A 10,570-nucleotide genomic window follows, 5' to 3' on the forward strand; every position below is an offset into this window, starting at 1 on the left:
TTCGTCTCACGAATGTGGGCCGGGCCATCCGTCAGAGACAGTCCAATCCCAACCGCCTGCTCGCGCTAACCGTTCGCCCTTGCACCCGAACAACATCCGCATTCCAGCAGAAGGGGTGGGGAGTGCCCCCTGGGGGCTGCCGTCGTGCTCAACTCTTCCAGGCGACGTCGACCGCGTTCGGGTCGAAGGTGCGCCGGCCCCGCCCGCAGGGATGGATCGTGACCACCGCGATCTCGTTGATGATCTCGCCACGGACCCCCGGCGTCAGCTTGGCCCACCGCTTCCGTAGCTCCTTACCAGTGGCCAGCAACGCCGCGGTCGGGCTGGTGCGGGCGGCTTGCGCCAGCTGGCTGTCGATCTTGGCGATCTCGGCCTTGTGCTCCGCCGCCCTCTTCTGGCCTTCGGGGACGTCCAGCGTGCCGCCGAATGCCCACCCCGCCTTGGAAACTGGAAGGATCATCCAGTAACCTGCTGCAGCTGCCCGACGCCGCGCGCTCGGTCGGTCAGTTGAATGTCGATCGCGGCGCGGTTGAAGTAGCCGCCACCGGGTACGCGACCGCCGCTATTCGTGGGCAACACGGTCACGACCAATGTTTCGGCGAGGATGGCCCGTTTTTGGCCCATCGTGAGGATGTTGTCCCACATGGCTTCGATGTTGTCCGCGCCTAGCAGCACACTTACCGGCGAACGCTGCTGCGCTGCGGTCAGGGTCGCGGTGATCTCCTTGTCGCGCTGACGTTTACGTCGTGAGGCTATGGCCAACTGCTCGGCGTCGATGTCCCCGGCATCGCAACTGGCTGCTAGCTTCTTCAGTTCTTTTCGGATCTCGGCTTGTTCCTGTTGCAGCGCGGTGATGTCGTGGTCATCGGTGTCGACGACGTTGCACATCGCCTCCACGACACCGGGGCGGGAAATGATCTCCAACAGGGCACCTTCGACGTAGGCGTCCAGCTTGTCGGCGACGCGGCTCACGTGTCCCAGATCGTTGCTCATGTCCATGTTGCCGCAGCGGTAGACGGGGCTGCGGCCGTTGGAGCGACCTAGGCGCAGGCGCGGCTCATGACAGACGCCGCAGATGTAGATGGCGGTGCCTAGCGATGTGGGCACCCGGCCACGACGGCCGCCACCACCGGTGCAGCGGGCCGGGTCTTCCAGGACGGCCTTGCACGCTTCCCACGTGGTGCGGTCCAGGATCGCCGGCCATGCCGCCTGCCCGATGATCTTGCCCCGGTGCTCACGCAGACCGGCCAGACGGGAACGCACGAGCATTGACCGGAGGTGCGCCGATGACCACCGCTTGCCCTTCACGGTCGGCACACCGCGTTCGTTGAATTCCAAGGCCAGCGAGCGCAGCGACTGCCCACGGATCACGGCATCGGCGATGCGGCGGACCTCGGCGGCTTCGCTCTCACGCACAGTGACGCCGTCCTTCTCATAGCCGAAGCACCGGATGCCGCCCTTCCAGCCGCCGTTCTCGGCGATCTGGCGGTGCGCGGAACGGATGCGGTCGGCCTTGTGCTCGGATTCGTAGGCGGCCATGTTGATGTGCATCCGGGCGTTGAACCGGCCGATCGGGGTGTCGTAGTCGATGTCACCGACGCGCACCGCGGCGTTCTGGACGCCGTACTGCTGACACAGCTTCATGTAGGGCTCGTGCTCGGAGGGCTGCCGAAACATCCGGTCGGAGTCCCAGGCGATGACCGCGTTGATCTGGCCGGCATTGATGGCCTCGACCATGCGCTGATAGTCGCTGCGGACCTTACGGGAGAACGACGAGGCGCTGATGTCGTTGTCCTCGAAGACTTTGACGACCTGCCACCCGAGCCGCTCGGCCCGCTCCCGGCACTCTTTTTCCTGGCGTTCGACCCCCGCACCGTCGCGGCGGTCTTCGCTTATGCGCAGGTAGATGCCCGCGCGGAGGGGTTCGGTGAGCTCCATCCCGCTAAGTATGCCATAAATCGTATGGTGTACTGGCTGGACTGCGTGGCTTGTTAGCGTCGGGACAGTTGGGCCAGCACAACGGATTACCCGTGTCGATCGTGGTGACCACGACGTTGAAGGATCTGGAGGCCGCCACCGGCAAGGGCCTGACCGGTGGGGGCACCCTGGTGCCGATGTCGGATGTGATCCGCTGGGCCGGCCACGCTCACCATTACTTGGCCATTTTCGATAACGGCAAGCCCATGGCCCTGTATCACACCAAGCGCCTTGCTTCCCCCGCCCAGCGAATTATGTTGTATGCCAGGGATCGTGGATGCACGAAGCCGGGCTGTGACGCCCCGGCCTACCACAGCCAGGTCCATCATGTTCGGGGGTGGACGGTCACTCGCCGCACGGACATCGACGACCTCACCCTGGCCTGCGGTCCGGACAACCGGCTCGTCGAGAAAGGCTGGACCACCCGCACCAATGCGAAAGGCGACACCGAATGGATACCGCCGGCGCACTTGGACTACGGGCAGCCGAGAACGAATAGCTTTCATCATCCCGAGAAGCTCTTGGCACCCGACGACGACGAACCCGCTTGACGTCAAGTAAACAAACCCATCGCCGAGACATGTCCTAGTGGCTAGCCGCGCGGCTTGGTCAGGGTGAACTGCTCGACCATCTTCATGGCGCCGAACGGACCCGTCACCGCGTAATGCGTTGCCTCGATTGACGTATTGCCGCCCGGCTGGCCCGGGTCAACGTCGAAAACCACGAAGCCGTAAGGGTTGTCGCGGTCGCGAGACGCCGACCACGGCGCGTCCTCCACGACGTATATCGGCGCCTTGCGTCCGATCGCGGGATCGAAAGCGCCAACGCCCGTGATCACACGGCACCGAGGCTCTGGAAACAAGAAGCCATTGGTCGGCGCCGACGTGCCGCCGCCACCGATGACGAGGTGCACCGTTCCGCGCGTCGTGTCGATGACGTCGGTGCGGGTGTCAATGGGAATCGGCGTTCGGGTGTCGTTGCCCTGTGTCCCGCGCACCGGATGCGAGCGTTCGTAGTGGTGTTCGTGGCCGCACACCACCAGGTCGACCTGATACTGGTCGAACAACGGGAGCCATTCCTGACGGATCCCCAGGTCGGCACCGTTTGCTCTCTCGGCGGTGGAGATCGCCGTCTGATGCATGCAAACCACCAACCAATCAACGTTCGGATCACGGCGTGCATCGGCTAGTTCGGTAGCAAGCCAACGTTTTTGCTCACCGGACGAGTAGCCGTGCACGTAGAAGTTGCCGCCGTCCTGGAAGGCGACGTCGTCGTTGTTGAGGCTGACTACCCGCACCGAGCCGGCGGTGAACGAGTACCACAGGCCGCGGGTTTCAGGATGCGACCCCGAATCGGGCAATTCGAAGTACGCCTGATAGGCGGCGTAACCGATTGACCCGTTACCCAATTCGTTCTCGTGGTTGCCCGCCGCCGGCATCCACGGCCGGTAGCGCGCCGAGCGGGTGTTGTTCTCGAACCAGTTCGACCAGGTGCGCACCCGGTCGGCGGCCAGGTTGGCGTAGCACAGGTCCCCGTTGACCAGATTGAACAGCGGGGCGAGGCGCTCGATCGCGACCGTGGTGTCCGCGGCCGCGGGCGAGCCAATATTGTCGGTGCCGTAGCCGCCGCCGGCCAACTTCTTCTCCAACGTCGGGGTGGACTGGTCGCCGAAACTGGTGAAGCGCAGTGGTTTTCGACCCGCCGGGGCGGTCCGCACCGTCCCCAGCTCCGGGGTCGTGCCGTCGTGCGCCGCGGCGTACACGTAGTCGGTGTCCGGGGTGAGGTTGGTCAGGCGGGCGTGGTTGATGCGAACCTCGGTGCCCGACTTCGCGTCCCGGTACGTTCGGGTTTCGGCGGCCACGGTGCTGCCGAAGCCGGATGTGGGCGTGCCCAGCATGACCCGCGGATTGCTGACCGCGTCGGTGGTGTGCCATGACACCACGACTTCGGTGCCGGCGTTCTTGCCGAACTGCAGATGCAGACCACCAACCGGAGGCGCGCCGTTGCGGTCCGGCTGGTTCCAGATTGTGGGCCCGTGCGGGTGAGACCACACCATTGAGGCTCCCGCCGCCCCCACGCTGGCGCCCAGAACGGCCGAGACCGCGCACGTCGTCAGCAGCCCGCGCCGGGTGATGTCCTGCCCCGGTGGTTCGTAGCTCATTACTGCTTCTTACCGGAACCGGGTTGAGCACCGCTGGCGATTGTGTTAGTCGGTGGCGGATAAACGGTCAAAGTGGTGACGAGTCAGCCGAGTCCGAGCTGGTAAGCGACATGCTGGCCACCGTGACCAGCTTCGCTGGCCGGCTCTTGAGGCAGCGGTCGGCCAAGATGAAGCGATTGTGTGCGGGGTGGTGGCCGAGACGACAAGCGGTGATAGTGCATGGCGAGCGAGTGCTCGAAGGTGTTGGTCGCGGGGTTTTGTCGGTGGCCTATGGGATGGTCGAGTTGTGACGGCCGAGAAGTTGCGTCAGTGGCGTGGAGTCAAGCCGGTCGCGAGTCCGTCCGGTGTGGCGATCACAACTAGATTGCGCACCACCGCCGCAGACGAGGCTGTTCTTGACGCTGTTGCTATGCATCTGGGTAAGCTGCGCCGCGCGGACTTGGCGGCGCGGTGTCATCCCGAACCGCTGCCGCCACTGCTGGATTCGGATGCGCTACGCCAGCTTCGGTGTGAGCGCCTCAACCGACGCAAGAGCGCGCTCACGGCGAGCTCGAGTGCCCGGTGGGCTAATGCGATCATCCGGGCTAGCGACGAGCAGTACCGTTTGGCGCGGCGAGCCCAGCATCGGCACATCATCGGGCTGCGGGCAGCGATCGCGACCATCACCAAACGGTTGGCGCAGCCGAGCACCGACACTCTGAGCGCCCATGAACGCAACGCGCGTCGTAAGGGGCAGGTGAAGGGTTACCCGACCCAGGTGGAACGATTTGAGAAGCTGCGCCGGTTGCAGCGTCTGCGGGCTGAGCTTGCCCGTGTCCTGGCCGAGCGCGATGCCAATGTGGTGCACGTCACCGACGGCGGTAAGAGGCTGGCCAAAGTCCGGCACAACCTCGACGCCGCCACGCTCACATTGCCGCAGTGGCAAACGAATTGGGATTGCGCCCGCTACCGGATCCACGCCCAGGGGTCCGGTGATGAGCCGTTCGGCAACCTAACCATCACCATTGCCCCGTCCGGTGAGGTCAGCATCCGGCTGCCAAAGCCCCTGGAGCATCTGGCCAACGCGAAACGAGGCCGATACGTCTTGACCGCACCGGCGGTGTTCGGGTATCGCGGCCAGGAGTGGAATACCAGGATCATGGGCGGACAGTCGGTCTCCTACACGATCACGCGCAAACCAGGCCGGGCCGGACGTTATCTGAGCGCATCCTGGGCCACCCCAGCACAGAGCTTCGCGATCAACCCCGAGACTTCGCAGGCCGAGGTGTTCGCTGATGGCGCAGTTGTCGGAGTCGATCTCAACTACGGCCATCTGGCGCTGCGCCGCCTCGACGAGCACGGCAACCCGGTCGGCGCGCCCGCACGTATCGACGTCGACCTGTCCGGGAGGTCGGCACGTCGAGATGCCCAAGTCCGGCATGCGATTACCCGGCTGATTCACTACAGCGCCCGCCATGGCATCACGACCATCGCCATCGAGGACCTAGACTTCACTGATGCTCGCACGGCCGGCCGCGAGACGATGGGGCGCGGTGAGCGCGGCAAACGGTTCCGCAGAACCGTTGCCGGGATGCCGACCGCGGTGTTCCGTAACCGGCTAACCGCTCAAACCAGCAAGCACGGCATCGAGCTGCTTGCCGTCAACCCCGCTTACACCAGTACTTGGGGCAACCAGCATTGGCGTAAGCCCTACCAAAACGTCACCCGACACCAGGCAGCAGCCACTGTGATCGGGCGTCGCGCCCAAGGTTTGAGGGCACGGCGACGGGAAGGTGTGACACGCACGCGACCGGAGGATCGCGCCGTGAGAGCTACCGCCCAGGCCGTGTCCAACGACCAGCGGGTGACCGATGGCCGCCACCGACCACGGACACGGGGAACCGAATCCCGTGCGCCCGACCGGACAAGAACACGGCTATCGCGCCGGGCAACCGTTACCCCGGCAATGGCCAACAGTGGCCAGCTTCGTCAGTAACGGTAACGAATCCGGTAGCGTTTTCGATATGACGAACGTGCTAAAACTGGCCATCGGGGGCGCCAGATCGGCCTGCGTGGCAACGTTTGCGGCCGCTCTGGGAGTCGGGGGAGTCGCGGCCGTGGTGGTCAACCCCGCGACCTCACGCGCGGATCCGGCCGGCCACCAGGTGACCTACACGATCACTGTTACCGGCAACCTGACCGGCCAGGTTCGATACATGAACAGCGATCCGCCCAGTCAGGCGGCCTTTGACGCGAATTGGTCGCAGTACATGAACACCGTGCAGGCGGCATTCAGCGCCGGGGCGCCGCTGGTGTACACCGCCACGCTGGCAAACCCGAACCAGTGGGCGTACGTCAACGCCAGCGGCGGGTGTCACTGGCCCGACTGCGGCTCGGGAGCCACTCCCGAACTGCACTGCGAGATCGCGGTCGACGGCCAGGTCGTGGTGACACAAAACGCCACCACCGGCGTGACGTGCGCGACGCGGCCCTGGTAGACCGACCTAGCCAAGGTCCGGGGCCGAGAAGGTATCGCACTGTTTGGGGTCACCGGTCTGATAGCCGACGGTGAACCAGTGCTGCCGTTGCTCGGAGGAACCGTGCGTCCATGACTCGGGGTTGGTGCGCCCGGTCGTCTCGCGCTGGATGCGGTCATCGCCGACCGAGGCCGCGGCCGACAGCGCGTCTTGGATGTCCTTGTCGCTCAACGGCTGCAGGTAGGGCACCCCGGTGCTGTCCTGTTTGACGGTGGACGCGTAGTGCGCCCAGATACCGGCGTAGCAGTCGGCCTGTAGCTCGGTGCGCACGCCGTTGCCCCCGGCTCCCTGAGCGCCCTGCTGGGCGCGGCCGAGGAGTCCCTGCAGTTGTTGCACGTGATGGCCGTATTCATGGGCCACCACGTACTCCTGCGCGAACGGGCCACCGCTGGAACCGAATCGGTCGACCAGCTCCTGGAAGAAGTCGGTGTCGAAGTACGCCGTCTGGTCCACCGGGCAGTAGAACGGCCCGACCGCGGTGGTCGCTCCTCCGCAGCCGGTGTTCACCGAACCGTGGAACAGCACCACATGCGGGCGGGTATAGCGCGGCATCAGCTGATGCCAGACCGCGTCGACAGAGTTTCCGGTGGCCACCACGCGGCACTGCACGTACTTATTGGCGTCGGCCCCGGTCTTGCACTGACTCAGGTCGAACCCGGGTGACGAGTAGTCCTTGGTGTTCGTCTGCTGTTGGTTGATCACGGGACCGGGATCGACACCCAGGAACAACGCGACCAGCACAATCAGCAGCCCGCCGAAGCCGCCGCCGATGGCGAGCGGCCCGCCGAAGCCGCCGCCCGACGATGAGGCGGTGCTGGTGTCGATCTGCATACCCTCGTTGAAGGTCATTGCACGCTCCCGAAATCTGGTGGTGGAATCAGCCTAACGCCGACTACCCGGGACCGTCGCTGGCCGCGGCCAGCAGCGGCACCAGCACGTCGCTGATCGGCGTCGCGAGGCCGTGCGCGCACGCCTTGCGGATGATCACCCCGTTGCGGATGTCCCATTCCATCCGCCGCCGGTTTTCCGCGTCGGCCAGGATCGAGGTCCCCATGTCTTCGGGGGCTCGACGGAACAGCTCGACCAACTCGTCGACCACGTCGTCGGGCAGCCGCGCGCCGTCGGCTCGGGCCACGGCCAGGCATTCGGCGACGTAGCGGCGTGACAACTCGGCGACGTCGTTGCGGCGGAACATTCCGGATCGCCGCCGAGACAGCGCCAGAAACCCGGCCAGCGCATTGGTGAGCAGCTTGCGCCACGCCGCGGTGATGAAGTCGGGATCGGTGTCTACCCGGCAGCCGGCGCCGCGCAGCAGCTCGGCGACCGTCGTCGCCGTGGGCCCGCTGGGCAGCACCAGCGCGGCTTCGGTGCGCAGCCGTACCCAGCCCTGTGGTTGGGTCTCGGCCGCATACCAGACGATGCCGGGTATCACCGGCGACGACCGGCAGTGCGGCTTGACCTGCTCGACCTGCTCGACACCGTTTTGCAGCACCGTCACGATGGTGTGCTCGTCGCACAGGCGGCCCAGCCAGCCGGCCGCGTCGTCGTTCTGGGTGGCTTTGACCGCCAGCACCACCACGTCGACCGACCCGGGCACCTGGCCGGGATCAGTGAGGACCGGACCGGGCACGACGATGGGATCGCCGCCGTCGGGCCGCAGTTCAATGCTGTCGCGGGGGGTGTGGCCGCACAGCAACACCTGGTGGCCGGCCTTGTACAACAGCGCGGCAACGGTCGTGCCGACGGCGCCGGGACCCACGAGCGCGATGGTGGTTGCAATGCGACCGAAGTTACCAACCGCGTCGGGTGTTTAGACTGGGCAGTCGTTCAAATCGGGTAAAGGGGAGGATTTGTGCTGCGCAGCCACGCCGCTGGTTCGCTGAGGAGTAGTGACGCAGGGCAGCGGGTGACGTTGGCCGGCTGGGTGGCCCGCCGCCGCGACCACGGCGGCGTCATCTTCATCGATCTGCGCGATGCGTCCGGCATCGCGCAGGTGGTGTTCCGCGAGGCCGACGTGCTGGCGCAAGCGCACCGGCTGCGAGCCGAGTTCTGCGTCGCCGTCGAGGGCGTCGTCGAGATCCGCCCGGAAGGCAACGCGAACCCGGAGATCGCCACCGGCGACATCGAGGTCAACGCGACGTCGCTGACGGTGCTCGGCGAGTGCGCGCCGCTGCCGTTCCAGCTCGAAGAGCCCGCGGGTGAGGAGTCGCGGCTGAAGTACCGCTACATCGACCTGCGTCGCGACGGCCCGGCCGCAGCAATTCGGTTGCGCTCCAAAGTAAATGCCGCTGCGCGCGGTGTGTTGGCGGCCCACGACTTTGTCGAGGTCGAGACGCCGACGATGACCCGCTCCACGCCCGAGGGGGCGCGCGACTTCCTGGTGCCGGCGCGGCTGCAACCGGGGTCGTTCTACGCGCTGCCGCAGAGCCCGCAGCTGTTCAAGCAGTTGCTGATGGTGGCAGGGATGGAGCGGTACTACCAGATCGCCCGCTGCTACCGCGACGAGGATTTCCGCGCCGACCGGCAGCCCGAGTTCACCCAGCTCGACATGGAGATGAGCTTCATCGATGCCGAGGACATCATCGCGATCTCCGAGGAGATCCTGACCTCGCTGTGGGCGTTGATCGGCTACCAGATCCCGACGCCGATCCCGCGGATCACCTACGCGGACGCCATGCGACGATTCGGATCCGACAAGCCCGATATGCGGTTCGGGCTGGAACTCGTCGAGTGCGCAGAGTTCTTCAAAGACACCACATTCCGCGTCTTCCAGGCGCCCTACGTCGGTGCCGTCGTGATGCCCGGCGGCGCCTCGCAGCCGCGGCGCACCCTGGACGGCTGGCAGGAATGGGCCAAACAGCGCGGACACCGCGGGCTGGCGTACGTGCTGGTCGCCGATGACGGCACGCTGGGTGGGCCGGTGGCCAAGAACCTGACCGATGCCGAACGCGACGGCCTGGCTGCGCACGTCGGGGCCAAGCCCGGGGATTGCATCTTTTTTTCCGCCGGCCCGGCAAAGCCCTCGCGGGCACTGCTGGGCGCCGCCCGCGGCGAGATCGCGAGCCGGCTCGACCTGATCGACCCGGACGAATGGGCGTTCGTCTGGGTGGTCGACCCGCCGCTGTTCGAGCCTGCCGACGAGGCGACCGCGGCCGGCGACGTGGCGGTGGGCTCCGGGGCGTGGACGGCGGTGCATCACGCCTTCACTTCGCCCAAGCCCGAGTATGTGGACGCGGTCGACAGCGATCCGGGCAACGTGCTGGCCGACGCCTACGACATCGTCTGCAACGGCAACGAGATCGGCGGCGGCTCGATTCGTATCCACCGCCGCGACATCCAGGAACGGGTGTTCGCGGTGATGGGCCTGGACAAGGCCGAGGCCCAGGAGAAGTTCGGATTCCTGTTGGAGGCGTTCATGTTCGGCGCGCCCCCGCACGGCGGGATCGCGTTCGGCTGGGACCGGATCAACGCGCTGCTGTCCGGCGTGGACTCCATCCGTGAGGTGATCGCGTTCCCGAAGACCGGCGGCGGCATCGATCCGCTCACCGATGCCCCCGCGCCGATCACCGCCCAGCAGCGGAAGGAGTCCGGAATAGACGCCAAACCGAGATCCGGCTAACGCCGCTGACCTGCAAAGACATTGCGCTCAGGTCCTCTCGGTACGCAGTGGGTACGCAGGAGATACTGGGATTGAACCAGCTCAAGCGATTTGCTTTGGTGGATAGTCGCCGTAGGTGCCGCGGTCGTCGCCGGCCAGCACCCAGGCGTGTTGCTGATCAGCGCGGGCAGCCAACGCGGCGTGTTCGCGGCGCTCCCGCTCATCCGCGGCGTCGCTCTGTTTGCAGCTCCACCACCCCAGACAGGCAGCGACCACGACAGCCAATGCCGCCAGGATCAGCCACCAGTAGGTCACCAC

9 protein-coding genes and 1 pseudogene are annotated in these 10,570 nt (G+C 66.0%); 4 read left to right on the forward strand and 6 right to left on the reverse strand.

The annotated features are described in order from the left end of the window. Nucleotides 1-148: 148 nt before the first annotated feature. Nucleotides 149-460: a hypothetical protein gene (locus ACLQI9_RS03045; RefSeq protein WP_442390995.1), complete on the reverse strand. Its 312-nt coding sequence runs from the start codon at nt 458-460 to the stop codon at nt 149-151. Next, a complete protein-coding gene (locus ACLQI9_RS03050; protein WP_442390997.1) occupies nt 457-1,938 on the reverse strand; it encodes a recombinase family protein in 1,482 nt (493 codons plus the stop codon). Before ACLQI9_RS03050 ends, ACLQI9_RS03045 begins: the two co-directional genes overlap by 4 nt. Nucleotides 1,939-1,964: 26 nt before the next feature. On the opposite strand from ACLQI9_RS03050, the pseudogene ACLQI9_RS03055 reads away from it, so the two are divergent. Next, nucleotides 1,965-2,528 (forward strand): annotated as a pseudogene (locus ACLQI9_RS03055) (DUF222 domain-containing protein); the annotation flags it as partial. Nucleotides 2,529-2,569: 41 nt separating this feature from the next. Here ACLQI9_RS03055 and ACLQI9_RS03060 read toward each other — a convergent pair. Next, the gene (locus ACLQI9_RS03060) at nt 2,570-4,138 is read right to left on the reverse strand and encodes a purple acid phosphatase family protein (RefSeq protein WP_442390999.1); all 1,569 of its coding nucleotides are present in this window, start codon (nt 4,136-4,138) and stop codon (nt 2,570-2,572) included. A 286-nt stretch (nt 4,139-4,424) separates the two neighbouring features. Here ACLQI9_RS03060 and ACLQI9_RS03065 point away from each other — a divergent pair, with 286 nt between their 5' ends. After that, a complete protein-coding gene (locus tag ACLQI9_RS03065) occupies nt 4,425-6,113 on the forward strand; it encodes a hypothetical protein (RefSeq protein WP_442391001.1) in 1,689 nt (562 codons plus the stop codon). A 28-nt stretch (nt 6,114-6,141) separates the two neighbouring features. Further along, complete coding sequence (locus ACLQI9_RS03070; RefSeq protein ID WP_442391003.1) at nt 6,142-6,615, forward strand: hypothetical protein; 474 nt, start codon at nt 6,142-6,144, stop codon at nt 6,613-6,615. A gap of 6 nt (nt 6,616-6,621) precedes the next feature. Here the strand turns inward: ACLQI9_RS03070 and ypfJ are convergent, their stop codons facing one another. Both ypfJ and ACLQI9_RS03080 read right to left on the reverse strand, forming a co-directional pair. Further along, on the reverse strand, nt 6,622-7,503 hold the full coding sequence (gene ypfJ / locus ACLQI9_RS03075) for a KPN_02809 family neutral zinc metallopeptidase (RefSeq protein ID WP_424076381.1): 882 nt from the start codon (nt 7,501-7,503) through the stop codon (nt 6,622-6,624). Nucleotides 7,504-7,546: 43 nt separating this feature from the next. Further along, a complete protein-coding gene (locus ACLQI9_RS03080; protein ID WP_442391013.1) occupies nt 7,547-8,434 on the reverse strand; it encodes an oxidoreductase in 888 nt (295 codons plus the stop codon). Nucleotides 8,435-8,506: 72 nt separating this feature from the next. Between ACLQI9_RS03080 and aspS the strand changes: the two genes are divergently transcribed. After that, nucleotides 8,507-10,273: an aspartate--tRNA ligase gene (gene aspS / locus ACLQI9_RS03085; protein WP_442391005.1), complete on the forward strand. Its 1,767-nt coding sequence runs from the start codon at nt 8,507-8,509 to the stop codon at nt 10,271-10,273. 81 nt (nt 10,274-10,354) lie between these two features. Here the strand turns inward: aspS and ACLQI9_RS03090 are convergent. After that, nucleotides 10,355-10,570 (reverse strand): hypothetical protein (locus tag ACLQI9_RS03090; RefSeq protein ID WP_442391007.1); only part of this gene is annotated, 216 nt, incomplete at its 5' end.

This window comes from Mycobacterium sp., from assembly GCF_052143115.1.
GTDB lineage: Bacteria > Actinomycetota > Actinomycetes > Mycobacteriales > Mycobacteriaceae > Mycobacterium.

What these genes read in the sequence shown, in the direction of transcription:
- ACLQI9_RS03045 (WP_442390995.1), bottom strand. Translation starts at nt 460, where the DNA reads ATGATCCTTCCAGTTTCCAAGGCGGGGTGGGCATTCGGCGGCACGCTG.
- ACLQI9_RS03050 (WP_442390997.1), bottom strand. Translation starts at nt 1,938, where the DNA reads ATGGAGCTCACCGAACCCCTCCGCGCGGGCATCTACCTGCGCATAAGC.
- ACLQI9_RS03060 (WP_442390999.1), bottom strand. Translation starts at nt 4,138, where the DNA reads ATGAGCTACGAACCACCGGGGCAGGACATCACCCGGCGCGGGCTGCTG.
- ACLQI9_RS03070 (WP_442391003.1), top strand. Translation starts at nt 6,142, where the DNA reads ATGACGAACGTGCTAAAACTGGCCATCGGGGGCGCCAGATCGGCCTGC.
- ypfJ (WP_424076381.1), bottom strand. Translation starts at nt 7,503, where the DNA reads ATGACCTTCAACGAGGGTATGCAGATCGACACCAGCACCGCCTCATCG.